General features: G+C 67.7%; 28 protein-coding genes. 19 read left to right on the top strand and 9 right to left on the bottom strand.

The window, feature by feature from the left end; genetic code table 11:
* Positions 1 to 13 precede the first annotated feature (13 nt).
* Positions 14 to 199 carry a hypothetical protein gene (locus tag AC1PZ7_RS10420; protein ID WP_482359395.1) on the top strand — a complete coding sequence of 62 codons (186 nt, stop codon included), beginning with the start codon at positions 14 to 16 and terminating at the stop codon, positions 197 to 199.
* Between the two features lie 231 nt (positions 200 to 430).
* On the top strand, positions 431 to 1,423 hold the full coding sequence (locus tag AC1PZ7_RS10415; RefSeq protein ID WP_482359394.1) for a Tim44 domain-containing protein: 993 nt from the start codon (positions 431 to 433) through the stop codon (positions 1,421 to 1,423).
* Between the two features lie 62 nt (positions 1,424 to 1,485).
* Here AC1PZ7_RS10415 and AC1PZ7_RS10410 read toward each other — a convergent pair whose 3' ends face one another.
* Together AC1PZ7_RS10410 and AC1PZ7_RS10405 are read right to left on the bottom strand one after the other, a co-directional pair.
* The gene (locus AC1PZ7_RS10410; protein WP_482359393.1) at positions 1,486 to 1,875 is read right to left on the bottom strand and encodes a DUF805 domain-containing protein; all 390 of its coding nucleotides are present in this window, start codon (positions 1,873 to 1,875) and stop codon (positions 1,486 to 1,488) included.
* A 99-nt stretch (positions 1,876 to 1,974) separates the two neighbouring features.
* Positions 1,975 to 2,376, bottom strand: a complete 402-nt coding sequence (locus AC1PZ7_RS10405) for a DUF805 domain-containing protein (RefSeq protein ID WP_482359392.1) — start codon at positions 2,374 to 2,376, stop codon at positions 1,975 to 1,977.
* Between the two features lie 105 nt (positions 2,377 to 2,481).
* Here AC1PZ7_RS10405 and AC1PZ7_RS10400 point away from each other — a divergent pair, with 105 nt between their 5' ends.
* Positions 2,482 to 2,895, top strand: coding sequence for a GNAT family N-acetyltransferase (locus AC1PZ7_RS10400; RefSeq protein ID WP_482359391.1), 414 nt, complete (start codon positions 2,482 to 2,484; stop codon positions 2,893 to 2,895).
* Positions 2,896 to 2,910: 15 nt separating this feature from the next.
* On the opposite strand, the gene uvrB is transcribed toward AC1PZ7_RS10400, so the two are convergent.
* The gene (uvrB, locus tag AC1PZ7_RS10395; RefSeq protein ID WP_482359390.1) at positions 2,911 to 5,514 is read right to left on the bottom strand and encodes an excinuclease ABC subunit UvrB; all 2,604 of its coding nucleotides are present in this window, start codon (positions 5,512 to 5,514) and stop codon (positions 2,911 to 2,913) included.
* Between the two features lie 299 nt (positions 5,515 to 5,813).
* Between uvrB and AC1PZ7_RS10390 the strand changes: the two genes are divergently transcribed.
* The 8 genes from AC1PZ7_RS10390 to AC1PZ7_RS10355 all read left to right on the top strand — a co-directional run bounded on the left by AC1PZ7_RS10390 (position 5,814) and on the right by AC1PZ7_RS10355 (position 11,949).
* On the top strand, positions 5,814 to 6,527 hold the full coding sequence (locus AC1PZ7_RS10390; RefSeq protein ID WP_482359389.1) for a cysteine hydrolase family protein: 714 nt from the start codon (positions 5,814 to 5,816) through the stop codon (positions 6,525 to 6,527).
* A 79-nt stretch (positions 6,528 to 6,606) separates the two neighbouring features.
* The gene (locus tag AC1PZ7_RS10385) at positions 6,607 to 8,223 is read left to right on the top strand and encodes a regulator (protein WP_482359388.1); all 1,617 of its coding nucleotides are present in this window, start codon (positions 6,607 to 6,609) and stop codon (positions 8,221 to 8,223) included.
* A gap of 126 nt (positions 8,224 to 8,349) precedes the next feature.
* Positions 8,350 to 8,703 carry a cupin domain-containing protein gene (locus AC1PZ7_RS10380; protein WP_482359387.1) on the top strand — a complete coding sequence of 118 codons (354 nt, stop codon included), beginning with the start codon at positions 8,350 to 8,352 and terminating at the stop codon, positions 8,701 to 8,703.
* Between the two features lie 98 nt (positions 8,704 to 8,801).
* On the top strand, positions 8,802 to 9,371 hold the full coding sequence (locus AC1PZ7_RS10375) for a hypothetical protein (RefSeq protein ID WP_482359386.1): 570 nt from the start codon (positions 8,802 to 8,804) through the stop codon (positions 9,369 to 9,371).
* Positions 9,368 to 10,039: a ribonuclease T2 family protein gene (locus tag AC1PZ7_RS10370; RefSeq protein WP_482359385.1), complete on the top strand. Its 672-nt coding sequence runs from the start codon at positions 9,368 to 9,370 to the stop codon at positions 10,037 to 10,039. The genes AC1PZ7_RS10375 and AC1PZ7_RS10370 overlap by 4 nt, the downstream gene beginning before the upstream one ends.
* A 7-nt stretch (positions 10,040 to 10,046) precedes the next feature.
* Positions 10,047 to 10,922 carry a 23S rRNA (adenine(2030)-N(6))-methyltransferase RlmJ gene (locus AC1PZ7_RS10365; protein WP_482359384.1) on the top strand — a complete coding sequence of 292 codons (876 nt, stop codon included), beginning with the start codon at positions 10,047 to 10,049 and terminating at the stop codon, positions 10,920 to 10,922.
* A gap of 101 nt (positions 10,923 to 11,023) precedes the next feature.
* Positions 11,024 to 11,239, top strand: a complete 216-nt coding sequence (locus AC1PZ7_RS10360; RefSeq protein WP_482359383.1) for a cold-shock protein — start codon at positions 11,024 to 11,026, stop codon at positions 11,237 to 11,239.
* 101 nt (positions 11,240 to 11,340) lie between these two features.
* Complete coding sequence (locus AC1PZ7_RS10355) at positions 11,341 to 11,949, top strand: glutathione S-transferase family protein (RefSeq protein WP_482359382.1); 609 nt, start codon at positions 11,341 to 11,343, stop codon at positions 11,947 to 11,949.
* 99 nt (positions 11,950 to 12,048) lie between these two features.
* Here AC1PZ7_RS10355 and AC1PZ7_RS10350 read toward each other — a convergent pair whose 3' ends face one another.
* On the bottom strand, positions 12,049 to 12,693 hold the full coding sequence (locus AC1PZ7_RS10350; protein WP_482359381.1) for an outer membrane protein: 645 nt from the start codon (positions 12,691 to 12,693) through the stop codon (positions 12,049 to 12,051).
* A 401-nt stretch (positions 12,694 to 13,094) separates the two neighbouring features.
* Positions 13,095 to 13,700 (bottom strand): outer membrane protein, encoded by a 606-nt coding sequence (locus AC1PZ7_RS10345; RefSeq protein ID WP_482359380.1) that lies wholly within the window; start codon positions 13,698 to 13,700, stop codon positions 13,095 to 13,097.
* A gap of 380 nt (positions 13,701 to 14,080) precedes the next feature.
* On the opposite strand from AC1PZ7_RS10345, the gene AC1PZ7_RS10340 reads away from it, so the two are divergent.
* Positions 14,081 to 14,869, top strand: a complete 789-nt coding sequence (locus AC1PZ7_RS10340) for an SDR family oxidoreductase (protein ID WP_482359379.1) — start codon at positions 14,081 to 14,083, stop codon at positions 14,867 to 14,869.
* Between the two features lie 18 nt (positions 14,870 to 14,887).
* Here the strand turns inward: AC1PZ7_RS10340 and AC1PZ7_RS10335 are convergent, their stop codons facing one another.
* A complete protein-coding gene (locus tag AC1PZ7_RS10335) occupies positions 14,888 to 15,823 on the bottom strand; it encodes a DMT family transporter (protein ID WP_482359378.1) in 936 nt (311 codons plus the stop codon).
* Positions 15,824 to 15,921: 98 nt separating this feature from the next.
* Complete coding sequence (locus tag AC1PZ7_RS10330) at positions 15,922 to 16,749, bottom strand: FkbM family methyltransferase (protein ID WP_482359377.1); 828 nt, start codon at positions 16,747 to 16,749, stop codon at positions 15,922 to 15,924.
* Positions 16,750 to 16,862: 113 nt separating this feature from the next.
* Between AC1PZ7_RS10330 and uvrC the strand changes: the two genes are divergently transcribed.
* The 4 genes from uvrC (at position 16,863) to AC1PZ7_RS10310 (ending at position 20,474) form a co-directional block, all read left to right on the top strand.
* Positions 16,863 to 18,968: an excinuclease ABC subunit UvrC gene (gene uvrC / locus AC1PZ7_RS10325; protein WP_482359376.1), complete on the top strand. Its 2,106-nt coding sequence runs from the start codon at positions 16,863 to 16,865 to the stop codon at positions 18,966 to 18,968.
* A gap of 191 nt (positions 18,969 to 19,159) precedes the next feature.
* On the top strand, positions 19,160 to 19,753 hold the full coding sequence (pgsA, locus tag AC1PZ7_RS10320) for a CDP-diacylglycerol--glycerol-3-phosphate 3-phosphatidyltransferase (protein WP_482359613.1): 594 nt from the start codon (positions 19,160 to 19,162) through the stop codon (positions 19,751 to 19,753).
* A complete protein-coding gene (gene moaD / locus AC1PZ7_RS10315; protein WP_482359375.1) occupies positions 19,750 to 20,001 on the top strand; it encodes a molybdopterin converting factor subunit 1 in 252 nt (83 codons plus the stop codon). Before pgsA ends, moaD begins: the two co-directional genes overlap by 4 nt.
* A gap of 14 nt (positions 20,002 to 20,015) precedes the next feature.
* On the top strand, positions 20,016 to 20,474 hold the full coding sequence (locus AC1PZ7_RS10310; protein ID WP_482359374.1) for a molybdenum cofactor biosynthesis protein MoaE: 459 nt from the start codon (positions 20,016 to 20,018) through the stop codon (positions 20,472 to 20,474).
* 307 nt (positions 20,475 to 20,781) lie between these two features.
* On the opposite strand, the gene AC1PZ7_RS10305 is transcribed toward AC1PZ7_RS10310, so the two are convergent.
* Positions 20,782 to 21,672: a branched-chain amino acid aminotransferase gene (locus tag AC1PZ7_RS10305; protein WP_482359373.1), complete on the bottom strand. Its 891-nt coding sequence runs from the start codon at positions 21,670 to 21,672 to the stop codon at positions 20,782 to 20,784.
* 250 nt (positions 21,673 to 21,922) lie between these two features.
* On the opposite strand from AC1PZ7_RS10305, the gene AC1PZ7_RS10300 reads away from it, so the two are divergent.
* Genes AC1PZ7_RS10300 through AC1PZ7_RS10290 form a run of 3 tightly spaced genes read left to right on the top strand, consistent with a single transcriptional unit; the run spans position 21,923 to position 24,659 of the window.
* The gene (locus AC1PZ7_RS10300; RefSeq protein ID WP_482359372.1) at positions 21,923 to 22,507 is read left to right on the top strand and encodes a MarR family winged helix-turn-helix transcriptional regulator; all 585 of its coding nucleotides are present in this window, start codon (positions 21,923 to 21,925) and stop codon (positions 22,505 to 22,507) included.
* A gap of 11 nt (positions 22,508 to 22,518) precedes the next feature.
* Positions 22,519 to 23,259, top strand: coding sequence for a response regulator (locus tag AC1PZ7_RS10295; protein WP_482359371.1), 741 nt, complete (start codon positions 22,519 to 22,521; stop codon positions 23,257 to 23,259).
* The gene (locus AC1PZ7_RS10290; RefSeq protein WP_482359370.1) at positions 23,256 to 24,659 is read left to right on the top strand and encodes an ATP-binding protein; all 1,404 of its coding nucleotides are present in this window, start codon (positions 23,256 to 23,258) and stop codon (positions 24,657 to 24,659) included. Before AC1PZ7_RS10295 ends, AC1PZ7_RS10290 begins: the two co-directional genes overlap by 4 nt.
* A gap of 24 nt (positions 24,660 to 24,683) precedes the next feature.
* Here the strand turns inward: AC1PZ7_RS10290 and AC1PZ7_RS10285 are convergent, their stop codons facing one another.
* Positions 24,684 to 25,037: a tRNA-binding protein gene (locus tag AC1PZ7_RS10285; protein WP_482359369.1), complete on the bottom strand. Its 354-nt coding sequence runs from the start codon at positions 25,035 to 25,037 to the stop codon at positions 24,684 to 24,686.
* Positions 25,038 to 25,044: the final 7 nt, after the last annotated feature.

Below are 25,044 nucleotides of genomic sequence, written 5' to 3'. Positions count from 1 at the left end.
GAAGGACTTCGAAATGCCCCCCGTCATGAACCGCAATGAGGTTCAGGCTCCTCTCGCCCACCGCCAGCCCAAGGCTTCTTTTGCCGGCGCCCCGACCCTCTCCGCCCTGCGTCCCGCCGATGCCGGCGAGCAGAAGGGCCAGAATGCCAACGCCCCGGTAGGCTCCATCGCCGCCATCGAGTCGCTGGTCGGCTGCTGAACCGTCACCCCTTTCGGTGATGCCGCGCGACGTCCGATGCGCCACGCCTGCTGCACACCTCACGCGATCGTGTGCGCCGTGCAAATCACCCTGCCGCGCCGCCCCACACTCGTTGGCGGCGCCCGCTCTCCCCTCCGGGATGATTTCAGGGGTGGCATCCCTACCGTCTCTTCCCATATGGATGACGCTGCGGCATATGCCGTATGCACTGATACTGGAGAGGCTATCCCCTTGCGATTCCTGCGTCTGCGTCCCGCCGCCCTGCGCCTCGTGCTCGGCGCGCTCTTCGTCGCCGCCGGCGTTTTCGTCGCCAGCGACTTCGCCGAGGCCCGCGCCGGCCGCAGCATGAGCTTCGGCAGCCGTGGTGCACGCACCTGGTCGACCCCGGCACCCACGCCGACCGCGCCGTCGGCCCAGCCGATGCAGCGTTCGGCCACGCCGCAGAACCAGATCGGCGGGCCGGCGACCCGCGCGCCCGGCATTCAGCCCGGCGGCTTCTTCAACCGTGGCGGCTTCATGGGCGGGCTGATGGGCGGCCTGCTCGGCGCCGGCATTTTCGGCCTGCTGATGGGCTCTGGATTCTTCTCCGGCCTCGGCAGCCTCTCCGGCATTCTCGGGCTGCTGCTGCAGGTCGCGCTGATCTTCATCGTGGTGCGTCTGGTGATGGGCTGGATGCGCTCGCGCAATCAGCCCTCCTATGCCGGCGGCGCCCGGCCCGACCCGATGGCGCGTGACGCCATGAACGGTGGCGGCGCGGCCGTGCAGGGCGGCGGCGCGGCAGCGCCCCGTTCCGGCTTCGGCACCGCCCCTCGTGGCCGCCCGATCAAGCTGGAGGGTTCTGACTTCGACACGTTCGAGCGCATGCTCGGCGAGGTGCAGGCCGCTTATGGCCGCGCCGACAGGACCGCGCTTGCCGCTCTCCTCACCCCCGAGATGTCCGGCTATATGGCCGAAGAGCTCGACGAGATGGACCGCGAGGGCCTGGAGAACCGCGTCACCGACGTCAAGCTGCTGCAGGGCGACCTATCGGAAGCCTGGTCGGAGGGCGCCAGCGAATACGCCACCGTCGCCATGCGCTACGAATTGAAGGACGTCACCCTCGACAAGGCTACCGGCCGGGTCGTGCAGGGTGATCCCGACCGTGTCGAGCAGGCCGTCGAGTTCTGGACCTTCGCCCGCCCGCAGGGCGGCGCGTGGAAGCTCAGCGCCATCCAGCAAGGCTGAGCGGCGCCACATGTTCTTCAACAGTCGAAAGGGCGGCCTCGGGCCGCCCTTTTTCGTACGCGTCAGAATTCCAGCGGGTCCGGCCCGAAGCGGTTCGGCCCGCGTGTGCCCCTGACCATGAACCAGAAGAAAACGACGAAGGCGCCGATGCCGCTGAGGATCAGCAGCATCCACCAGCCGGTGCGATCCATGTCGTGGAAGCGACGCACCCCGACGGCGATCGAGGGGATGAGCAGTCCCAGGCCGACCAGCGTGCTGATGGGCGTGAAGGCGTCGATTTCGCCGAAAGTGAGCAGCGAGAACGCGCCGAAGAGGGCCGTGTCGATGACCCCGGCAGCAATGCTCGCCAATATCGAGAACAGGACGAACCACCAATACTCCGAACGCGGCGCGCGGCCGGTGAAGGTGGCGTAGTTGCCGAGAACGCTCGAAATCGCCTGCGTGAATCCCATGACTTCCCCCTGCGACATTCGCTTTGCCGCGTATTCTTGGCACGAAAGCCTCCGCCGCCTCCAGCGCTGGAGCGTCGCGTCGGTCGCCCACTGTGCGCGTCAGGCTTGCAGCGGATCGGGGCCGAAGCGGTTCGGGCCGGGCGTTCCCTTGAACATGAACCAGAATATCAGGACGATGACGCCGATGCCGGTGATGCTGATCAGCAGCCACCAGCCGGTGCGGTCCATGTCATGGAAGCGGCGAACCGCGACGGCGATGGAAGGGATGAACGTGAACAGCGTGAACAGCGCGACGAGCACATCGACGATAACCGGCTCTCCTTCCGCCTCGCCAACTTCGATCAAGAACAGATCGGCGAAAAGAAAGGCGCCGAGAAAGCTGAGGGCATAAGGCACGACCGCGCAGAACAGGATGAACCACCAATATTCCGAACGCGGCGCGCGGCCGGTAAAGGTGGCGTAATTGCCGAGAACGCTGGAAATCGCCTGCGTGAAGGTCATGTCGTCCCCCGTGCCCCATTGGTGGTGCGCGCTATTCTTGGCACGAAAGACACGCAACGCCATACCCTGCCATCGGGAAGGGCAGCTGGTTGAAAGGGGACGCCTATGCAGATTGCCGTGGAAGCCGATCCGGGTTCCGAAGTGCGCGCACTGATCGACCGCGGCCTTGACATTTTCAACGAGGCCAAGGCCGGCGCCGCGGACTATCGGGACCTGTGGGTCATCGCCCGCGACGATGGCGGCGCGGCCAAGGCGGGAGTGAAGGCGCGGACCTTCTATGGCTGGATGTTCATCGACTGGCTATGGGTCTCGCCGGATGCGCGCGGCACCGGCATCGGCAGTGCCCTTCTGGCCGCCGCCGAGGCGGAAGCGCGCGAACGCGGCTGCACCGGCGCCTTCCTCGACACCTACAGCTTTCAGGCGCCCGACTTCTACGAAAGGCACGGCTACGAGCGCTTCGGCCGGATCGACGATTTCCCGCCCGGCCATGCCTGCATCTGGCTGAAGAAGCGGTTCTGACGGCCCCGACGCCCGCTACCGCTTCGGAGCCCGCCGCCCGCCCTTGCGATGGCCCTTGGTCATCGGATCGGGCCGCTCCGGGCGCACCCAGTCCTCCACCCGCAGCGGCTCCACGCGGTCGGTGCCGGGGCCCATGTCGTCGAGCGAGGGCTTGACGATGCGTGAGGCCGCGCGCGGCGCGAGCGTCGGCGGCGCGCCCGGCTCATACACTGCCTGCGCCTCGTCCGCGCGCGCTCCCGCGCCAGCCGAGACATGCCCCGGCGAAGAGCGGGGCGTCCGCCCTTTCGCACGCCCGCCCTCCTTGGCGGGGAGGTTTGCCGAGCGGCCATATTTGCGCTCGCCGCGATAGCCGCCGGTGCGGTCGTCGACGCTGTCCTGCCGCGCCAGCGGGTCGTCGGAGATCGCCAGCTCGGTCGCCTGCAGCCGCTTGACCTCATCGCGCAGGCGGGCCGCCTGCTCGAAGTCGAGATCGGCCGCCGCCGCCCGCATGCGCTTTTCGAGATCGGCGATGACGGTGGCGAGGTTGTTGCCATAGGTCGCCGCGCCCTCGGCGAGGCCGGAATCCACCGTCACATGGTCGCGCTCATAGACGCTGTTGAGGATGTCGCCGATCGCCTTCTTCACGCTCTCCGGCGTGATGCCGTGCTCGACATTCCACGCGACCTGCTTGGTGCGGCGGCGCTCGGTCTCGGCCATCGCCCGCTCCATCGAGCCGGTGATGGTGTCGGCATAGAGCAGCACCCGCCCGTCGACATTGCGGGCCGCGCGGCCGATGGTCTGGATCAGCGACGTCTCGGAGCGCAGGAAGCCCTCCTTGTCGGCGTCGAGGATGGCGACCAGCCCGCATTCGGGAATGTCGAGCCCCTCGCGCAGCAGGTTGATGCCGATCAGCACGTCGAAGGCCCCCAGGCGCAGGTCGCGCAGGATCTCGATGCGCTCGATCGTGTCGATATCCGAATGCATGTAGCGCACGCGGATGCCGTTCTCGTGCAGGTACTCCGTGAGGTCCTCGGCCATCCGCTTGGTGAGCACCGTCACCAGCGTGCGGTAGCCCTTCGCCGCCGTGGCGCGCACCTCGCCCAGCAGGTCGTCGACCTGCGTGCGGGCCGGGCGCACCTCGACCTCCGGGTCGACGAGGCCGGTCGGGCGGATCACCTGCTCGACGAAGACGCCGCCGGTGCGCTCCATCTCCCATTTGCCGGGCGTGGCCGAGACATGCACCGTCTGCGGCCGCATCGCTTCCCACTCCTCGAAGCGCAGCGGCCGGTTGTCCATGCAGCTGGGCAGCCGGAAGCCGTATTCGGCCAGCGTCGCCTTGCGGCGGAAGTCGCCGCGATACATCGCGCCGATCTGCGGAATCGTCACATGGCTCTCGTCGCAGAAGATCAGCGCGTTGTCCGGCACATATTCGAACAGCGTCGGCGGCGGCTCGCCGGGGCGGCGGCCGGTGAGCCAGCGCGAATAGTTCTCGATACCGGCGCAGCTACCCGTCGCCTCCATCATTTCGAGGTCGAAGGTGCAGCGCTGCTCCAGCCGCTGCGCCTCCAGCAGGCGGCCCATGGCATTGAGCTCGTCGAGCCTGTGCTTCAGCTCCGCCTTGATGCCGTGGATCGCCTGGATCAGCGTCGGACGCGGCGTCACATAATGCGAATTGGCGTAGAGCTTGACGAATTTCAGCTCCTGCGACTTCTGCCCGGTGAGCGGATCGAATTCCTGGATGCTCTCCACCTCGTCGCCGAAGAGGGAGACGCGCCAGGCGCGATCCTCGTAATGCGCCGGGAAGATCTCGATCACGTCGCCACGCACCCGGAACGTGCCGCGGCCGAAATCGCCCTGGGTGCGCTTGTACTGAAGCGCCACGAGGTCGGCGAGGAGCTGCCTCTGGTCGACCCGCTCGCCGACCTCGATCTTGAAGGTCATCGAGGCATAGGTCTCGACCGAGCCGATGCCGTAGATGCAGGAGACCGAGGCGACGATGATGACGTCGTCGCGCTCCAGCAGCGAGCGCGTCGCCGAATGGCGCATGCGGTCGATCTGCTCGTTGATCGAGGATTCCTTCTCGATGAAGGTGTCGGTGCGCGGAACGTAGGCTTCCGGCTGGTAGTAGTCGTAGTAGGAGACGAAATACTCGACCGCGTTGTCGGGGAAGAAGCTCTTGAACTCGCCATAGAGCTGCGCCGCCAACGTCTTGTTCGGCGCCAGCACCAGTGCCGGGCGCTGCACCCGCTCGATGACATTGGCCATGGTAAAGGTCTTGCCCGAGCCGGTGACGCCGAGCAGCACCTGGTCGCGCTCGCCCTCATTCGCCGCCGCCACCAGTTCCTTGATCGCTTCCGGTTGGTCGCCATTCGGCGTGTAGTCCGATTTCAGCACGAACCGGACACCGCCCTCGGACTTCTCCGGCCGCGCCGGGCGGTGCGGCATCCAGAGCTGGCCGTCGACTTCCGGGCGGCCGCCCTCGATCAGCGCCGACAGGGCGGCGACCGTGGCGGAAGCACCCGAGGTCGGCGCCACGCCGAGCTTCTCGGCGAGGGCGGGATCGAGCGTGGAGACTTGCGCGGGTTCGAAAGCGCGCTGGGAGCGCTCGGAGAACCCGCCGGGACGTGCAGCTTTGGCCATGGCGGGAATATGGGGGGAGAATCGGTCCAAGCAAAGGCCACCCGCGCGCCTTGCCGGTCACAGGCGAACCAATCCGTGGCGCATCTCCGGGAAGCGCCTCGAATGGCACCATTTGCCACGATGATGGGCAGAAACGCACTAGCCTTTGTGGATGACCATCTCCGCATATATCCTTTTAAATCATAGTATTATCTTAAAATTGCTTGTTTTTTCGCCATTGGCACACGTGATGCATACATTCTTGCATGCATGAACAAAGGGCCCCGCCCGACGGGTCCCGTCTAGACTATGGATGGCCAATGACCGACGCGCTTCTTGCCGCCGAACCGCAGCCCCTCGCTTTCGATCCCGCCCGCACCGCGCTGGTCATTATCGACATGCAGCGCGATTTCCTCGAGCCCGGCGGCTTCGGCGAGACGCTGGGCAACGACGTCTCGCTGCTGCAGGCGGCGGTCGGCCCCTGCAAGGCGGCGCTGCGGGCAGCCCGCGCCGCCGGCATGCTGGTCATCCACACCCGGGAGGGCCACCGCCCGGACATGATGGACGCCCCGCCCGCCAAGGTGGAGCGCGGCGCGCCCACTGCCCGCATCGGCTGCGCCGGCCCGATGGGCCGCATCCTCATTCGCGGCGAGCCCGGCCACGACATCATCGCCGAGCTCGCTCCCGCCTCTGGCGAGCCGGTGCTCGACAAGCCCGGCAAGGGCGCATTCTACCAGACCGACCTCGAACTCATGCTGAAGAACCGCGGCGTCGACACGCTGCTGGTCGCCGGCGTCACTACCGAAGTCTGCGTCCACACCACCATCCGCGAGGGCAATGATCGCGGCTATCGCTGCGTGGCGCTGGCCGATTGCTGCGCCTCCTACTTCCCGGAATTCCACCGCGTCGGCCTCGACATGATCAAGGCGCAGGGCGGGATCTTCGGCTGGGTCTCCGATTCCGCCGCGCTCCTCGCCGCACTCGGCAACAAGTCCGCTTCCGCATCCGGCGCGGCGCACTCCAGCGCCGCCTGACACCGCCTGCCGCGTCCGGCGCCTCGCGCCGCCTGTGACCCGCGTTCACCCGTCATTCGTCCTTCGAGGGATACCGAGCATGTCCGCGACTGAAATGACCCCGATCTCACCCGCCCGCGTCGGCATGCGCCCGACCCTGTGGACGCGCGGCGACTGGAACGCCCTGTTCGGCTTCGGCACCAACATCCTCGTCAACATGCTGGTGCTGACCGGCCTGCTTCAATTCGTGCTGAAGATGCCGCCCGAGATCGTCTTCGGCCGCATCCTGCCGGCGGTCGGCCTGATGATGTTCCTCTCCACCGCCTATTACGCCTTCCTCGGCTACCAGCTGGCGAAGAAGACCGGCCGCGACGATGTCTGCGCCCTGCCCTCGGGCATCAGCGTGCCGCACATGTTCGTCGTCACCTTCGTCATCATGCTGCCGATCGGCGCCGCCACCGGCGATCCGATACAGGGCTGGGAGGCCGGCCTGGTCTGGGTGTTCTTCCAGAGCTTCATCCTGATGATCGGCGGCTTCGTCGCGCCCTATATAAGGCGCATCACCCCCCGCGCCGCGCTGCTCGGCACGCTGGCGGGCGTCTCCATCGCCTTCATCGCCATGCGCCCGGCCTTCGAGATCTTCGCCACCCCGGTGATCGGCCTCGTCTGCTTCGCCATCATCATGGTGAGCTGGTTCGGCGGCGTGAAATACCCCAAGGGCATTCCCGCCGGCCTCGTCGCCATCGCGGTGGGCATGATCATTGCCTGGGGCTCGAACCTCGTCGGCCTCAACTATGGTGGCATGAGCCTCGACAATGTCGGCGCCGCCTTCGCCAATTTCGGCTTCTCGGTGCCGCTGCCGGCCTTCGACCACGTCTTCCACGGCTTCAACTATCTCGGCGTCATCCTCGTCACCGCCATTCCCTTCGGCATCTACGATCTCGTCGAGGCGATGGACAATGTGGAGAGCGCCGAGGCGGCGGGCGATCACTACCCCACCACCCGCGTGCTCACCGCCGACGGCGTCGTCAGCCTCATCGGCTGCCTGATGGGCAACCCCTTCATCAACGCCGTCTATATCGGCCATCCCGGCTGGAAATCGATGGGCGGGCGCATCGGCTATTCCGCCGCCACCGGCCTGATGGTCATCGTCCTGTCCTGGTTCGGCATCATCGCCCTGCTGCTGGCACTGATCCCGGTCGTCGCCATCTCGCCGATCCTGCTCTACATCGGCATGCTGATCGGCGCGCAGGCGTTCCAGACCACGCCGTCGAAGCACGCCCCCGCCGTCGTGCTCGCCATCACCCCGCATCTGGCGGCATGGGCGAAACTGCTCATCGACAACACGCTGGGCATCGCCGGAACCTCGGCCGCCGCTCTCGGCATCGAGAAGCTCGGCGCCGTCGGCGTGCTCTATCACGGGCTGGAGGTCATGGGCGGCGGCGCGATTCTCGTCGGCCTGGTGCTCGGCGCGATCGGCGTCTTCGTGGTCGAGCGGCAATTGCTCAACGCCGCCGCCTTCGCCCTCGCCGGCGCCGTCCTCACCTTTTTCGGCTTCATGCATGGGGAAACCGTCGGATTTGCCGTGACACCGACAGTGGCATTTGCTTACCTTCTGGTCGCCGGCTTCCTGTTCGCCTGCGCGAAATACGCCGCGCTGGAACTGGCGCCGTCCGCGATTCCCGCGGACGCAGCGCAGCCGGCCCCGGCGGAATAGCAACTCGCTTCGGTGCTGGGGGGCCCCGAAGCGGCTTGAGACGGCGCGGCGCATCCATCAGGATGACCGCGCCGCTCTTGTTTCCGGCGCCCCGCCCATCGAGACCGCTCCCGCACGAGGCCGCGCATGTCGTTCCTGCTTTCCTTCGATCCGGCCACCCTCGGAGCGCCGGAGGAAACCGAGCCGCTGCCCGAGCGCATCGTCTCCGGCGCGCCACGCCACCTCACCTGGAACGTCGAGACCCTGCCGGACGGCGCGCTGTTCGCCGGCATCTGGCAATCCTCGCCCGGCGCCTGGCGCGTCGACTACGAGGAATGGGAGTTCTGCTCGATCACCGAGGGCGTCTCGATCCTGCACGAGGACGGCAAGGCGCCGGTGACGGTCAAGGCCGGCGACAGCTTCGCCATCCGTCCCGGCTTCAAGGGCGTGTGGGAAGTCGTCGAGACGACCCGCAAGCTCTATGTGATCCGCCTCATCTGAGGCGACGGTGCCGGAATCCGGCGGAGTGTGGCCTCCTCGTCATTGACCCCGCGGCGGGGCCGACGCATCTTCCGCGCACTGGGTTTGGGAGACGTGCGATGCGTGTCGAAGGTTTGGGTGCGACGGGTGTGATGAAGCGGGCAATGTGCGGCCTCGCCGTCGCCGGCATGCTGGCGGCCTCGCTCGGCAGCGCCCACGCCGCGAATTTCTTCGAGAAGAATTTCTGGTTGTCCGGGCCGAACTACAGCGGCAACGTGCCGGCCTGCGACACGGCCGAGGCGCTGTCGCGCATCCAGCGGAACTTCGCCACCACCGAATCGCGCTTCTGGAACTCCAGCCTGACCATCGACAGCTTCGACCACGTCCGCGAAGTCGCCTTCCGGCCGTGGGGCGAGGAGTACATGCCCCGCCGTTACTGCAGGGCCGACGTCGTCATCTCCGGCGTCGAGGGTGCGCCCAACTTCAGCACCGAGGGCGCCTATGGCAGCGGCGCCTATGACGGCAAGCCCGCCGGCAAGGCGGTGGCGGGTCCGCGCCGCCACACCGTGTGGTACTCGCTGATCGAGGATGGCGGGTTCCTCGGCCTGTCCTGGGGCGTCGAGTGGTGCGTCGAAGGGTTCGACCGCTCCTGGACCTACGCACCGAACTGCCGCATGGCGCGGCCGTGAGGCTTGCCGTTGCGGCGCGGCTGCTGCTCGCCGCGCTGACGCTCTGGCCGGCCGCCGCTTTCGCCCAGCACAAGGGCGCGCCCGGCCGCTTCGATCATTATGTCCTGACGCTCTCCTGGTCGCCCTCCTATTGCGAGGCGATGGGTGAGCGCGCCGAGCCGGCGCAATGCGAAGGCGCCCGCCCCTTCGCCTTCGTCGTGCACGGCTTGTGGCCGCAATTTGCGCGCGGCTGGCCGGAATTCTGCGTCTCGCCCGCCCCCTTCGTGCCGGAGCCCGTGGTGCGCTCCATGCTCGACATCATGCCGAGCCGCCGGCTGGTGCTGCATCAGTGGCGCAAGCACGGCACCTGCTCCGGCTCCAGCGCCACCGCCTATTTCGACACGGTGCGCCGCGCCTATGGCAAGGTGGCGATCCCCGCCGCCTTCCACCGTCTCGACGACTACCGCATGGTGTCGCCCGGCGAGGTCGAGGCCGCCTTCCGCGCCGCCAATCCCGGCCTCGCTCCGGACATGATCGCGGTCGCTTGCGACGGCCGCCGGCTCACCGAGGTACGGATCTGCATGAACCGCGCGCTCGGCTTCGCCGCCTGCCCGGAGACCGACCGCCGCGCCTGCCGCGCGCAGCGTGTCGTGATGCCGCCTCTGCGCGAAAGCGCCGGCCGTCCGTGAGTGCGCGATGAACTACCGCCACGCCTTCCATGCCGGCAATTTCGCCGATGTCGTCAAGCATGTCGTGCTGGTGCGCATCCTCGCCTATCTCGGGCGCAAGGATGCGCCGTTTCGTGTCATCGACACCCATTCCGGTGCCGGCCTCTATGACCTCGCCGGCGACGAGGCCCGCCGCACCGGCGAGTGGGAGGGCGGCATCGGCGCGGTGCTGCGTGCTCGCTTCACCCCGGCGGTCGGCGAGCTGCTCGCCCCCTGGCTCGACGCCGTGCGCGCGGTCAACCCAGCGGCGGCGGACGACGCGGCGCTCGCGGCGGAACTGCGCCGCTATCCCGGCTCGCCGCTGATCGCGCAGGCGCTGAGCCGTCCGCAGGACCGGCTGCTGTTCTGCGAGACGCAGCCGGGCGTGCGGGCGGCACTGGAGGAATCGGTCGGCCGCGACGCCCGCGCCAAGGTGCTGGCGACCGATGGCTGGCAGGCGCTGCAAGCCTACCTGCCGCCGAAGGAGCGGCGCGGCGTGGTGCTGGTCGATCCCCCTTTCGAGGAGCCGGGTGAGTTCCACCGCCTGGCGCAGGGCCTCGCCGAAGCGCACCGGCGCTGGGCGACGGGCATCTACGCGCTGTGGTATCCGATCAAGGACGTGCGCGCGGTCGACGCCTTCCGCCGCGAGATCGAGCGCGCCGGCATCCCCAAGACGCTGAGCATCCAGTTCGACCTGCGCGTCGTGCGGCAGGTGGACACGCTGTCGGGCTGCGGCATGATCGTGGTGAACCCGCCCTTCACCCTTGCCGAGGAACTGCGCACCGTGCTGAGCGCGCTGGCGCCGGTGCTCGCGACGGACGGTTCCGGCCGCGTGCGCGTCGGCTGGCTCACACCGGAGAGGTAAAGCCCGCTCCCCGTCGCCATCCGGCATCGGTCTTGCTTCCTCCTCCGCAGAGGAAAAAACCGGCGGATGGGCGCGCCCGTCCGAGGGTAAGGAGCAGGCGCATGGCGACGACGGGTACCGTCAAGTTCTTCAATACCGAGAAGGGTTATGGCTTCATTCGTCCGGACGATGGCGGGCGGGATGTGTTCGTGCATGTCTCGGCGGTCACGCGCTCGGGGCTCACCTCGCTCGCCGAGGGCCAGCGCGTGAGCTTCGAGGTGGAGCCGGACAAGCGGGGCAAGGGGCCCAAGGCCATCGACCTTCAACTGGCCGACTGATAAGCCTGCCGGCGGAAGCCGGGGTGCTCCGCCGCGGCCGGGTGGAGGCGTCGCGGGCATGTCGTTCCCGGGCGGCATCGCCCCAACTGGCGTCGTGTCCGATGAAGCTGCGTTCCTCCCCCGCCTCCCCTTTCGGCCGCAAAGTCAAGATCGGCGCCGTTTTATGCGACATCCATCTCGATGTCTTGGCCGCCGACACGTCCGATCCCGCCGACACGCTGCGCGACCAGAATCCTCTCGGCAAGATTCCCGTCCTGCTGCGGGACGAGGGCGGATCGATCTATGATTCCCGCGTGATCCTCGACTATCTCGACGCGGCCGCCGGCGGCGGCGTGATCATTCCCGTGAGCGGCGAGCCGCGCGTCGCCGCGCTGACCCTGCTCGCCCTCGCCGACGGCATTGCCGACGCCGCCTTGCTGCAGGTCTACGAGACCCGCTTCCGCGAGGAGGGCACGCACAGCACGCGCTGGCTCGACCATCAGGCCGGCAAGGTCGCGCGCGGCCTCGCCGCCCTTGAATCGGCCTCACCGGCGGGGGGCTCCGTCAGCGGCGCCGCCCATGTCGGCGAGATCGCGCTCGCCTGCGCACTCGGCTATCTCGACCTGCGCTTTGCCGGTGCCTGGCGCGCCGACCATCCCGCGCTGGTCGCCTGGCTTGACGACTTCGCCGCCCGCGTGCCTGCTTTCGAGGCAACCGATCCGCGACTTTGACCGCCCGGCGGCCTGACCTGACGGAATGAGCGCAAAGAAAAAGGCCCCGGTCGCAGGGACCGGGGCCTTCGCAAAGCGCAGGAAACGCTCAGGCGGGCATCAGAACTTGTAGTTGACGCCGGCGCGAACGATGTTGGCGGTCAGGCCGCTCTTGTCGCCGATGCTGGTGTAGTAGTCCTCGCCGAGGTCCATGTAGAGGTACTCGGCCTTGACCGTCCAGTTGTTGGTGAGGGCGTATTCCACGCCGCCGCCGACCGTCCAGCCGACCGCCGTGTTGTCGGCGCTGAGACCGAGGACGGTGTCCTTGACCTCGTTATGACCCCAGGCGAGACCGCCGGTCACGTAGGGCAGCACATTGCCGAATGCATAGCCGAGACGGGCGCGGACGGTGCCGAAATAGTCCATCTTGGACGAGTAGCCGAAGCGGCTGTCCTTGATGTCCGACCCCTGGAAGTCGGCTTCGGCGCCCAGCACGACATTGTTGTCGAACTGGTAGTTCACGCCGATCTGGCCGCCGCCGAGGAAGCCATCCGGATCGAGGCCGAGAAGGTTGGCGCCGGCCTCGCCCGAACCCCAGGCATAGCCGGCATTGGCGCCGAGATAGAAGCCCGTCCAGGTGAACACCGGCTCGGCGATCATCGGCGGCGCCTTGGTCGGATAGGGCTGCGCGATGTCGGCCGCGAAAGCGGGGGCCGCGACGAGAAGGGCGACCGCGGCAACGCCCGAGCTGATGATCTTCTTCATGGGTACTCTCCGAATGAACCTGCAAACAGGAACGCAACTCAGTTCGGAGGTTGAAGTAGAGGCCCACATGGGCATGTCGAGGGCCGGATTGCGGCGGAAACGCCCCATTCGGCCCTCGCCGAAGCGCGCTAAGTGCCGGACAGATCACGATCAAAGCCGCGCGGCCGCTTGATTTCCGACGGTAATTTCGCCACTCACAAATGAGTGTTCGACGCAACAATTTTGCCATGATCGCCCAGCGAAGAGCGATACCCTGTGGCGCAGATGTCACAAATTCGCGTTTGCGGCCCCACCGGTCCGGCGAAAACGCGAACGGCCGCCCCCTCCCCCGATGGAGACGATGCGGCCGTCGGACGTCTTCGGTTCGCAGCGGCCCGGTGCGCCGGGGCGCCGGGCGACGCTCAGAAGCGGTAGTTCACACCCGCGCGGAGCACGTTGGCCGTGGCGCCGACATCGCGCGGACCGAACAGGGTCGAATAGGTCTCCTCGCCGAGATCGACGTAGAGATACTCGCCCTTCACGCTCCAATTGTTGTCGATGGCGTACTCCGCGCCGGCGCCCACGGTCCAGCCGAACTGGTTCTGGCTGTTCGACAGGCCGAACGTCTCGAAGGTGCCGCGCCCATAGGCGAAGCCACCGGTGCCGTAGACGAGGAACTGGTCGAAGGCATAGCCGAGGCGGGCGCGCACGGTGCCGAAATAGTCGAGAGTGAAGACCGAGCTCGACACGTCGGCATATTGCAGGTCGGCCTCGATACCGAGCACCAGCGGGCCCGCGCCCTGCCAGTTGTAGCCGGCCTGAAGGCCACCGATGAAACCGTCGACGTCGGGCGAACGGTCGGCCTCGCCCCAGCCATAGCCGGCATTGGCACCGATATAGAAGCCGGTCCAGGTGAAGACCGGCGCGGGCGCATAGGCGGCGGGAGCCGGGTAGGACAGGTCCGCCGCGGCGGCCGGCGCGGTCAGCAGTACGGCCAGCCCGAGACCCGCAAGAATGTTGTTTTTCATCGTCGTCTCCTAAATCTCATCCAGGCAACTGCCGGCGCGCGCAGACACCCTCGTCACCTGAGATAAGGCTGACGCTCTCATAAATGTATGATCGGAATCCTAGTCGATCTGGAAAGGATATATTATGTTTAATGAAATCTATACGTGATCCGAATACGTTAACGCGAGCGGCACGATGATCACGAAAAGCGATTTATGCTTGGATACGGAACGAATACGCGGCTGATCCAGTGCATATCGGGCGAACGGGGATGACATCGCGCGTTTCCACCATCGCATGGTATGCCGTAAAGGAAGACGGTTGATCCACGCCCGCACGACGAGCGTAGCCGTGGCGACACCCGTGCACCTTCCTTCCTATCGCAGCGCATGAACACGACATGACCGGCACCACCGCCTCCCGGCCCGACGCCCCAGCCCGCCGCCCCGTCGCCCTCGTGACCGGCGGCGCCGTCCGCATCGGGCGCGCCATCAGCCTCCGGCTGGCGAGGGAAGGCTACGATGTCGCCATCCATGTTCGCCGCCCCTGCCCGAAGGCGGAGGATGCGCGGGCCGCCGTGGAGGCCGCCGGCGCCCGCGTCGCCGTCATCGCGGCCGAACTCTCCGATGCCGAGGCGGTTCGAACCGTCATCCCGGCCGCCGTCGCCGCGCTGGGGCCGGTCGATCTGCTCGTCAACAACGCCTCGGAATTTCATCCCGACATGGTGGGAAGGCTCGACCGCGCCCTGTGGGACCGGCACTTCGCCGTCAATCTGCGCGCGCCGGTCTTTCTCGCCGAGGCCTTCGCGGCGCAGCTCGCCGAAGACGCGCGCGGCGCCGTCGTCAACATCATCGACCAGCGCGTGCTGAAACCGACGCCGACCTATTTCTCCTACAGCCTGACCAAGGACGCGCTGTGGTCGGCGACGAAGATGCTGGCCCAGGCGCTGGCCCCGCGCGTGCGGGTCAACGGCGTCGGGCCGGGGCCCACGCTGGCGAATGGCCGGCAGAATGCCGGCGCCTTCGCCCATCAGTCCTCCTCGGTGCTGCTGGGGCGCGGTCCCGGCCCGGAGGAAATCGCCGAGGCCGTCGCCTATCTCGCGCGCGCCACCAGCGTCACCGGTCAGTTGATCGCGGTCGATGGCGGCCAGCACCTCGCCTGGCGCACGCTGGACGTGGAGACGGACTAGGCGTTGCGCGACGCTCCCTCAGCGCCGGCGCGCGTCGCTCAGCGTGAACCAGCCGATGCTGACCAGCACCAGCACGGCGCCGAAAAGCTCCGTCGGGCCCGCCCGCTCGTTGAGAATCAGGAAGGCGAGCACCATCGTCGCCACCGGACTCACCGTGCTGATCATCGAATTGGCCTGCGCGGAGATCCGCTTCAGTGCCGCGTTCATGAAGAAGCTCGGCAGCACGGTGGCGCCGATGGCGATCATCAGCGCCAGCGTCAGCCCGTGCGGCGACACGTGCAGCGCCTCCATCGGACGGATCAGCGCGAACTGCGTCAGCGAGGCCACCGAGGCGGAGATCATGGCGATGCAGGTGAACAGCGCCGAGCCGATGCGGGTCAACAGCTGGCGCGCCATCAGCTGGTAGAGCGCAAAGCTGATCGCCGCCAGGCTGACGAAGAAGGTGCCCTCCACCGTGCCGCTGCCGTCGGCGGAGAAATGCTCGACGAAAATCAGCGCGAGACCGCCATAGGCGACCGCGAAGGTCCACAGCGCCTTCATTCGTATCGGCTGGCGGAACAGCAGCGCGCCGAACAGCACGACGTAGAGCGGGTAGGTGTAGAGGATCAGCCGCTCGAACGAGGCGGAGATGTACTTCAGCCCGAGGAAGTCGGCATAGCTGGAGAACCAGTAGCCCAGCACGCCGACGAACACGGACTGCACCACCACCTTCATGCCCGGCAATGGCTCTCCCCTGCCCCTGAGCCTCAGCAGCGCCAGCGCGCCGATGACCAGGTAGAAGGGCAGCGAGAAGGCCATGCGCAGCGCCAGCAACGTCTCCGGGTCGATCCCCTCGGCATAGGCGAGCTTGATGATGATGCCCTTGGAGGCGAAGAGGACCGCCCCGGTGGCACCAAGGGCGTAACCGGTCAGGGGCAGCGGGGAGTGGGACGCGACATCGCTCGAACGGGTCATGGCCGCTCCCATAGACCCGTTTGCGCCCAAACACACCCGCCCCGTACGCATGGCCGCGCACCGAGGCGCAGAGCCCGCGTGGCTCGCGGAGCCGACGCTCAGGCGTTCAGCAGGGCGCGGGCCGGCCGCCACGTCATCAGGCGGGCGCGCACATCCGGCCGCGCCACGAACAGAAAGTTGTTCACATAGCCGAACGGCACCCGCGCATGGGTACCCTCGTCGTTGAGGGCTCCGGGGGCCTGTAGCCGCGCCGCATCGAAATAGGCAACCGCGTGGAGGCCGTCCGCCTGCGCGAAGAACCCCTCATAGCCAAGCGGCTCCAGCATCGCGCGTACCCGATCGAGGGCGCCGGGGCGATGGCGCTCCTCCGCCTCCAGCAGCAGCGTGGGACGGTACGCGGCGAGAACCCGGCGCGCGCCTTCCAGCACCTGCGCCTCATGTCCTTCCACATCGATCTTGATAAAGTCGACCTCGCCGCTCACGCAGTCGTCGAGCCGATGACGCGGCACCGTGATGGCTTCGACCGGCTCCTCCAGCGCGTCGAGCCGCCCATCGAGCGTCGCCAGCGCGGAATGGTCCTGCGGGATATGCAGCACGGCCCTGCCGTCGATGTTGCTGAGCGCATGGCCGGAGAGGGTAAGCCGCCCGGCGCGCCGCGCAGAACCGAAGCGGCACCCCAGCACGCGCATCATCTCGGGATTCGGCTCGAAGGCCGCCACCCGCGCCCCGAGCCGCAGCAGCCAATAGGTGAACAGTCCGCGATTGGCGCCGACGTCACACGCCATGTCGCCGGGGCGGACGATCAGCGGCAGGAACTGGAGTTCGCTGGCGGGATCGGTTGCCGCCCGCCAGTCGGCCGGAACGCTCGCCAGCGCGAACAGGCGCGGAAAGTGTGCCGCCCCGGCGGTCTTCAACGCTGCAAGCACGTGTAAATCTCCGTGGCGCCCCCGCCCCAGCGGGCCGCGTCTAACACGCTCGTCGACAGGTGGTAAGCCGAAGCCCCTGTTCGGCATGGTCACGAATACGTATCTAGGGACTCATGATCGCCCGCCCCACCCCTGACGCGCCCGACCTCGACACCGACGATGCCGACATCGCCGAGATCGACCAGGACGAGGCCCTCCTTCCCGACCTGCCCGAAGAGGCGGAGCCCGCGCCGGGTTCCGTCGCCATGGGCCGCGCCGCCATCACCCGCGCCCTCAAGCACGCCCCCAACGGCCCCGGAGTCTACCGCATGGTGGGCACCGACGGTACGGTGCTCTATGTCGGCAAGGCCAAGAGCATCAAGCGGCGCATCGTCGCCTACACCCGCCCGACGGGCCTGACCGCCCGCATCATGCGCATGGTGGCGGCCACCATGGAGATGGAATTCGTCTCGACCGGTACCGAGACCGAGGCGCTGCTGCTCGAAGCCAACCTCATCAAGCAGTTGCGCCCGCGCTTCAACGTGCTGCTGCGCGACGACAAGTCGTTCCCCTATATCCTCATCACCCGCGACCATGTCTCGCCGCAGATCACCAAGCATCGCGGCGCGCGCAACCGGCTGGGCGACTATTACGGCCCCTTCGCCTCAGTCTGGGCGGTGAACCGCACCATCAACGCGCTGCAGAAGGCGTTCCTGGTGCGCTCCTGCTCGGACAGCTTCTACGAAGCCCGCACCCGCCCCTGCCTGCTGTTCCAGATCAAGCGCTGCGCCGGCCCCTGCACCGGCGAGGTGAGCCATACCGACTACGCCGAATATGTCCACGAGGCGCGCGACTTCCTCTCAGGCCGCAGCAAGGCGGTGAAGGAACAGCTCGCCCGGGAGATGGAGCAGGCCGCCGAGGAGCTGGAGTTCGAGCGCGCCGCCGCGCTGCGCGATCGCCTCGCCGCGCTTTCCGCCGTGCAGGGCACGCAGGGCATCAATCCGCGCTCGGTAGAAGAGGCCGACGTCTTCGCCATCCATCAGGAAGGCGGCGCGACCTGCGTGCAGGTGTTCTTCTTCCGCACCGGGCAGAACTGGGGCAATCACGCGCTCTATCCGCGCGCCGACGCCGCGCTCGACCCGGCCGAGGTGCTGGAATCCTTCCTCGCCCAGTTCTACGAGGACAAGCCCTGCCCCCGCCTCATCCTGCTCAGCCACGACATCGCCGAGCGCGAGCTGCTGGAGGAGGCGCTGGCCACCCGCGCCGGCCACCGCGTGGAGATCGCCGCACCCAAGCGCGGCGAGAAGCGCGAGCTGGTCGAACACGCCCTGCAGAACGCCCGCGAGGCGCTCGGCCGCAAGCTCGCCGAGAGCGCCAGCCAGACCCGCCTGCTGGAGGAGCTGCGCCGCGCCTTTGATCTTCCCGCCGTGCCCCGCCGCATCGAGGTCTACGACAACAGCCACATCATGGGGTCGAACGCCGTCGGCGGCATGATCGTCGCCGGGCCGGAAGGCTTCGCCAAGAGCCAGTACCGCAAGTTCAACATCCGCTCGACCGAACTCACCCCCGGCGACGATTACGGCATGATGCGCGAAGTGCTGACCCGCCGCTTCTCCCGCCTGCTGAAGGAGAACCCGCGGGCGGGCGCTTCACCTCTCCCCGACGGGGAGAGGTCGACGGCGCAGCCGTCGGGTGAGGGGCAGCCTTCCGTCATTGCCCCGTCCCCCTCACCCCAACCCTCTCCCCCACGGGGAGAGGGAGAAGAAGTGGACGCCGCCTCCTCCGCCTGGCCGGACCTGCTGCTGATCGACGGCGGACCGGGCCAGCTCAAGGCCGCCCAGGAGACCCTCGCAGCGCTCGGCGTCACCGATGTGCCGATGGTTGGAGTCGCCAAGGGGCCCGATCGCGACGCCGGCCGCGAGACCTTCTATGTCAGGGGACGCGAACCGTTCCGGCTGGAGCCGCGCGACCCGGTGCTCTATTTCGTGCAGCGGCTGCGCGATGAGGCGCACCGCTTCGCCATCGGTTCGCACCGCGCGCGGCGCAAGAAGGACATCACCCAGGCCGGCCTGCAGGAGATTCCCGGCATCGGCCCGACGCGCAAGCGGGCGCTGCTGCACCATTTCGGCACGTTGAAAGCCATTGAGCGCGCCTCGCTCGCCGATCTGGAAAGCGTGCCCGGCGTCAACGCGGCCACCGCCCGCGCGGTCTACGATTTCTTTCACGCCAAGCCGGGGTAAGCGCGCCAAACGGCATCCGCGTCACGCGATGGCCACAGCAACGGCGCATCATTTGACGGGTGCCGGACTGCATTGAGGTGACGCGATGCGATTGACGTTCCACGCCTGCGTGTTTACCTGCCTGTGATGGGAGCCGGCGAACCATGGTCGATGTCACAACCAGCCAGCAGACGGGACGGGAGCCGGCCAAGGTGACGCGCGGTCATGCCTACTCACTGCCCAACCTCCTGACCTACGGCCGCTGCGTGGCGGTGCCGCTGGTGGCGGCCTGCCTGTTCTGGTCGGATATCCTTGAAGGCGGCGTATGGCTGCGCTGGGTGGCGTTGGCCATCTACGTCGTCGCCGCTATCACCGATTTTTTCGACGGCTATCTCGCGCGCGCCTGGTCGCAGCAATCGGCCATCGGCCGCATGCTGGACCCGATCGCCGACAAGCTGCTGGTCTCCACCTCGCTGCTTATGCTCGCCTCCGACGGCACCATCCGCGGCTGGTCTCTATGGGCGGCGGTCGTCATCCTGTGCCGCGAGATCCTGGTCTCGGGCCTGCGCGAATTTCTCGCCGAGCTGCGCGTCAGCGTGCCCGTCACCCGCCTCGCCAAATGGAAGACGACGGCGCAGCTCGTCGCTGTCGCGGTACTGCTCGCCGGCCCGGCGGCCGAACTGCTGATACCCGGCATCACATTGATCGGCATCGTGCTGCTGTGGATCGCCGCGCTGCTGACGCTGTATACTGGCTGGGATTATTTCCGCGCCGGCGCGCGGCATCTGATTGAGGACGACCGTTGAGAATCCTCTATTTCGCCTGGGTGCGCGAGCGCGTCGGGATCGAGGCGGAGGACATCGAGCTGCCCGAAGGCGTGCGCACTGTTGCCGATCTTGCCACCTTCCTCGGCGCGCGCGGCGAAGGCTACGCCCACGCCTTCGAAAATCCGCGCGTGGTGCGCGCCGCGCTCGACCGCCGGCACGCTAGGCCGGAGACGCCGCTCGGCGGCACCCGCGAGGTCGCTTTCTTTCCGCCCATGACGGGCGGTTGAGCCGGGAGGTGAGCATGTTCACCGTCCGCATCCAGTCCGAAGACTTCAATGCCGCCGACGAAGCGGCCATGCTGGCGCGCGGGCGCACCGACATCGGCGCGCTCGTCACCTTCGCCGGCCTGTGCCGGGCGCAGGACGCGCCCGGCGGCGCGCCGCTGATCGCGCTGACGCTGGAACACTACCCCGGCATGGCGGAAGAAGAGATCAGCCGCCTCATCGAACAGGCCCGCGCGCGCTGGCCGCTCATCGGCGCGACGGTGATCCATCGCTACGGACGCATGGTGCCGGGCGACAACATCGTGCTGGTCGTCACCGCTTCCGCCCATCGCGGCGCCGCCTTCGAGGCGGCCGAGTTCCTGATGGACTGGCTGAAGACCCGCGCCCCCTTCTGGAAGATGGAAGAGCGCGCGGACGGCAATGGCTGGGTCGCGGCCAAGGAGGCCGACGACGACGCGGCCGAGCGGTGGAGCTAGCCGGGTCGGGATGAGCCGGCGGCGGCGGCGGAATGCTGGGGGAACCTCGTTTCCCGGCCCAGCGGAGCCGAAGGCGGAGTGCCGCGCCAGGACCCAGCGCCCAAATCCGCCGCAGGCGTCAAAACCGACAACGACGCTGCGCGACGTCTCCCCTGGGTTCCGGATCGGCGCCGCGCGAGGCGCGGCTTGTCCGGGACACGCAGTGGGGCGGGCAGGCGCCTAGTGTGCCGCCTCCAGCCGCCCAAAACATCGATGCCCGGCACGAGGCCGGGCATCTCATCTGAAAAAGCCGATCGGCAAACCTGGCTCAGGCCGCCACAGCCTTCTTCGGCTGCACTTCGGCCATGTAGTCCTCGAACAGCGTCTTCGTGACCGGGCCGGGCTGGAAGTGCTGGCCGGCGATCTCCGACACCGGCGTCACCTCGGCGGCGGTGCCGGTGATGAAGCACTCGTCGAACGTCGCCAGTTCCTCCGGCATGATCGCCCGCTCGTTCACCTCGATGCCGCGGCGCTTGGCCAGAGCGATCACCGTCTGACGGGTGATGCCATTGAGGAACGCGTCGGCGTCCGGCGTGTGGATCACGCCGTCCTTCACGAAGAAGACATTGGCGCCGGTGCACTCGGCGACGCGGCCGCGCCAGTCGAGCATCAGCGCGTCGGCATAGCCCTCGCGCTCGGCAGCGTGCTTGGAGATGGTGCAGATCATGTAGAGACCCGCCGCCTTCGAGGTCGAGGGCGCGGTCTGCGGATCGGGACGGCGATACTTCGCCATGCCGATGCGGATGCCCTTGAGCCGCTGCGCCGGATCGAAATAGCTCGGCCATTCCCAGGCGGCGATGGCGAGATGGATCTGGTTGTTCTGCGCCGAGACGCCCATCATGTCGGAGCCGCGCCACGCGACCGGGCGCAGATAGGCATCCTGGAACTTCTGGCGCACCAACAGCTCGCGGCAGGCGGCGTTGATCGCCTCCTCACTGTAGGGAACCTCGAAGTCGAGCAGCCGGGCGCTTTCCTTCAGGCGCGCCGTGTGCTCCTCGAGCTTGAAAACCTCGCCGCCATAGGCGCGTTCGCCTTCGAATACGCAGCTGCCATAGTGCAGCCCGTGGGTCAGCACGTGGACCTGGGCATCCTGCCACGGCACGAAGGCACCGTCGTACCAGATCCATCCGCTGCGTTTGTCGAAAGGCTCGCTTGCCATGGTAATTCTCCCAACCGGGTCGCCGGCGCGCCATGGTTGGCACCGGCTCCCTCATGTCCTTCGACATAACGTTTTCGGCATGCCCCGCGAAAGCGCAATGCTTTGCCTCGCAGCCGAAGTCCCGTTATCGTTTCGTCGCTCCCGAAAGGGGCGAGAATTCATCCCGTTCTCAAGCGGATCGCGCGGCAGGCCGAACGATCCTTTCGTTGAACGGGACATCTGGGTAACGATCAGAACGAAAAAAGTCAACATGGCTGACGTAAATGTCTCGATGACGCAGCGCCCCGGCAAGGGTGGACCGGCCGCCCCGCCACGTCTCCCCGGCGCTTCCGAGGACGAGCCGATGCTCGACCTGATCGAGCTTTTGTTCTTTGCCTACAGGAACTTCGTCAGCGATCCGGACGAGATATTGCAGGGCATAGGCTTCGGTCGCGCGCATCACCGCGTGCTGCATTTCGTGAATCGCCACCCTGGTATGCGCGTCACCGACCTGCTCGACATCCTGCGCATCACCAAGCAGAGCCTTGGCCGCGTGCTGCGCGAGCTGGTGGATCAGGGCTTCATCGACAGCCGCGCCGGAGCCTCCGACCGGCGCCAGCGGCTGCTCTATCTCACGCCCAAGGGCGAGGCGCTGACCCAGGAGTTCGTCGCCATCCAGTCGGGCCGGCTGAGGCGGGCGCTGGAGGAGAGCGGCCAGGATTCACGCGACCTCGTGCGCCGCTTTCTTGTCGCCATGATCGACCCGGAAGATCGCAGCCCGACCGAGAAGCTGATCGCCCGCGCCGATCAGACCGCGGAGGCGCGCAGCGCGGCCCGCGCCCGTTCGGCCGGCTGACGAGGCCCCTGATGCTCACTGCCAGCACTTCCCCGGCCGCGGATGTGAGGAACACCCGGCCCATGCCCGCCGACGACGCCTTCCATCTCCTGATCGTCGATGACGACCGGCGCATTCGCGACCTGCTGTCCCGCTTCCTCAGCGAGCACGGCTACCGCGTGACCACCGCCGAGTCGGCGGCGGACGCGCGTGCGCGCCTCGCTGGCCTCACCTTCGACCTTCTGATCTTCGACGTGATGATGCCGGGAGAGAGCGGCTTCGACCTCGCCCGCTCGGTGCGCGAGACATCGAGCGTGCCGATCCTCATGCTCACCGCCCGCTCGGACGCCGGCGACCGCATCGAGGGACTGGAGATCGGCGCCGACGACTATCTCGCCAAGCCCTTCGAGCCGCGCGAGCTTCTGCTGCGCATCGGCAACATCATCAAGCGCGCCGCGCCGCCGCCGACGCAGGCGATCGAGTCCGTCCGCTTCGGACCGTTCGTGTTCCACCTCGCGCGCGGCGAGCTGACCCGCGAGGGCGAGCCGGTGCGCCTCACCGACCGCGAGCGCGACATGCTGCGGGTGCTCGGCGAGAAGCCGGGCGAGACCGTGCCGCGCCAGGATCTCGTCGCGCCCGGCGTCGCCGCCGGCGACCGCGCGGTGGACGTGCAGGTCAACCGCCTGCGGCGCAAGATCGAGCGCGATCCGGCCAACCCCGCCTATGTGCAGACCGTGCGGGGTGTCGGCTACCGTCTGGTCGTCGCGCCTTGAGCGTGTTCGACACCAGCATGGTCGGCGCCGCACGGGCGCGGCTGCGGCTCACCCAACGGCGCATGAGCGAGAACAATGCCCGTTTCGGCGCCTGGTTCAACCGGGTGATGCCGAAGGGCCTGTTCGCCCGCTCGCTCATCATCATCATCACGCCGGTGGTGATCCTGCAGTCCGTCCTCGCCTTCGTCTTCATGGAGCGCCACTACAACACGGTGACGCGCCGCCTGTCGGCCGCCGTGTCGCAGGACATCGCCGCCATTTCCGATCTCGCAATTGCCTTTCCGACGCCGGAGGATCAGGAGCGGATCAAGCGCATCGCCCAGATCACCATGGGCCTCACGGTCGACTTCCTGCCCGACGAGCGGCTGCCGCCGCCCGGTCCCAAGCCGTTCTTCTCCATTCTCGATTCGGCTTTCACCGGCGAGCTGGCGAAGCGCCTGCGGCGGCCGTTCTGGACCGACACGGTCGGCAATTCCAACCTGCTCGAGGTGCGCGTGCAGCTGGGCGGCATGGTGCTGCGCGTCTTCGCCCGCCGCAGCCAGGCCTATCTCTCGAACTCGCACATCTTCCTGGTGTGGATGGTCGGCACCTCGCTGGTGCTGCTGGCCGTCGCCATCCTGTTCCTGCGCAACCAGATCAAGCCGATCGAGGCGCTGGCCGATGCCGCCATCGCCTTCGGCAAGGGTCGCGACGTCGTCGGATTCCGCCCGCGCGGTGCCCGCGAGGTGCGCGGCGCGGCGCTGGCCTTCCTGGAGATGAAGCGCCGCATCGAGCGGCAGATCGAGCAGCGCACCACCATGCTGGCCGGCGTCAGCCACGACATGCGCACCATCCTCACGCGCTTCAAGCTGGAGCTCGCGCTGATCGGCGACACGCCCGACACCGAGGCGCTGCGCAAGGATGTCGACGAGCTGCAGAGCATGCTGGAGGCCTATCTCGCCTTCGCCCGCGAAGATGCCGGCGAGACCCCGGTGATGGCGGACGTCGCCCGTCTGATCGAGGATGCGCGCATCAACGCGGAGCGGCACGGCGCCAAGATTGGCGCGACCTATACCGGCGATCCGATGGTGATGATCCGGCTCGACGCCTTCCGCCGCTGCCTGGCCAATCTGGTCGGCAATGCCGGGCGCCACGGCACGCGCATCGAGGTCGCCGGCACGCGCGACGAACGCTGGCTCACCATCACCGTCGACGATGACGGACCTGGCATCCCGCCCGACAAGCGCGACGACGTGTTCCGCCCGTTCGTCCGCCTCGACGACGCGCGCAATCAGGACGCCGGCGGCTCGGGCCTCGGCCTGACCATCGCCCGCGACGCCGCCCGCGCGCATGGCGGCGACGTCATGCTGGGCGACAGCCCGCTCGGCGGGCTGAGGGCGACGATCCGGGTTCCGGTGTGAAGCCGCCGTCAGGTCGAGGCAGCGTCAGAACAGCCGCGCGCCGTTGGGCACCTCGCGGTCCGGCCTGAACAGCACCACCGCTCCATCCTCGTCCGGGAAGCCGAGCGTGAGCACCTCGGAGATCGCCGGCCCGATCTGGCGTGGCGGGAAATTCACCACCGCCGCCACCTGCCGGCCGATCAGGTCCTCCGGGGCATAGTGCACGGTGATCTGCGCGCTCGACTTCCTGCAGCCGATATGCGGCCCGAAGTCGATCACCAGCTTGATCGCCGGCTTGCGCGCCTCCGGGAACGGTTCGGCCTGGATGATGGTGCCGACCCGGATATCCACCTTGAGGAAGTCGGCGATCGTAATCTGTTCCAGCGGCGCCAGGCTCACGGAGCGT

Source organism: Ancylobacter sp. TW_SC_1 (assembly GCF_056836805.1).
The sequence above is the reverse complement of the archived record's forward strand: the minus strand, read 5'-3'. Positions and strand labels throughout refer to the sequence as shown.

Bases quoted from the DNA above. Each gene is read 5' to 3' on its own strand.
- AC1PZ7_RS10400 (WP_482359391.1), top strand. From the start codon at position 2,482: ATGCAGATTGCCGTGGAAGCCGATCCGGGTTCCGAAGTGCGCGCACTG.
- AC1PZ7_RS10375 (WP_482359386.1), top strand. From the start codon at position 8,802: ATGCGTGTCGAAGGTTTGGGTGCGACGGGTGTGATGAAGCGGGCAATG.
- AC1PZ7_RS10365 (WP_482359384.1), top strand. From the start codon at position 10,047: ATGAACTACCGCCACGCCTTCCATGCCGGCAATTTCGCCGATGTCGTC.
- AC1PZ7_RS10340 (WP_482359379.1), top strand. From the start codon at position 14,081: ATGACCGGCACCACCGCCTCCCGGCCCGACGCCCCAGCCCGCCGCCCC.
- AC1PZ7_RS10335 (WP_482359378.1), bottom strand. From the start codon at position 15,823: ATGACCCGTTCGAGCGATGTCGCGTCCCACTCCCCGCTGCCCCTGACC.
- AC1PZ7_RS10420 (WP_482359395.1), top strand. From the start codon at position 14: ATGCCCCCCGTCATGAACCGCAATGAGGTTCAGGCTCCTCTCGCCCAC.
- AC1PZ7_RS10300 (WP_482359372.1), top strand. From the start codon at position 21,923: ATGGCTGACGTAAATGTCTCGATGACGCAGCGCCCCGGCAAGGGTGGA.
- AC1PZ7_RS10310 (WP_482359374.1), top strand. From the start codon at position 20,016: ATGTTCACCGTCCGCATCCAGTCCGAAGACTTCAATGCCGCCGACGAA.
- AC1PZ7_RS10355 (WP_482359382.1), top strand. From the start codon at position 11,341: ATGAAGCTGCGTTCCTCCCCCGCCTCCCCTTTCGGCCGCAAAGTCAAG.
- AC1PZ7_RS10380 (WP_482359387.1), top strand. From the start codon at position 8,350: ATGTCGTTCCTGCTTTCCTTCGATCCGGCCACCCTCGGAGCGCCGGAG.
- AC1PZ7_RS10345 (WP_482359380.1), bottom strand. From the start codon at position 13,700: ATGAAAAACAACATTCTTGCGGGTCTCGGGCTGGCCGTACTGCTGACC.
- AC1PZ7_RS10295 (WP_482359371.1), top strand. From the start codon at position 22,519: ATGCTCACTGCCAGCACTTCCCCGGCCGCGGATGTGAGGAACACCCGG.
- AC1PZ7_RS10350 (WP_482359381.1), bottom strand. From the start codon at position 12,693: ATGAAGAAGATCATCAGCTCGGGCGTTGCCGCGGTCGCCCTTCTCGTC.
- AC1PZ7_RS10410 (WP_482359393.1), bottom strand. From the start codon at position 1,875: ATGGGATTCACGCAGGCGATTTCGAGCGTTCTCGGCAACTACGCCACC.
- AC1PZ7_RS10390 (WP_482359389.1), top strand. From the start codon at position 5,814: ATGACCGACGCGCTTCTTGCCGCCGAACCGCAGCCCCTCGCTTTCGAT.
- AC1PZ7_RS10385 (WP_482359388.1), top strand. From the start codon at position 6,607: ATGTCCGCGACTGAAATGACCCCGATCTCACCCGCCCGCGTCGGCATG.
- uvrB (WP_482359390.1), bottom strand. From the start codon at position 5,514: ATGGCCAAAGCTGCACGTCCCGGCGGGTTCTCCGAGCGCTCCCAGCGC.
- uvrC (WP_482359376.1), top strand. From the start codon at position 16,863: ATGATCGCCCGCCCCACCCCTGACGCGCCCGACCTCGACACCGACGAT.
- AC1PZ7_RS10360 (WP_482359383.1), top strand. From the start codon at position 11,024: ATGGCGACGACGGGTACCGTCAAGTTCTTCAATACCGAGAAGGGTTAT.
- AC1PZ7_RS10305 (WP_482359373.1), bottom strand. From the start codon at position 21,672: ATGGCAAGCGAGCCTTTCGACAAACGCAGCGGATGGATCTGGTACGAC.
- AC1PZ7_RS10405 (WP_482359392.1), bottom strand. From the start codon at position 2,376: ATGACCTTCACGCAGGCGATTTCCAGCGTTCTCGGCAATTACGCCACC.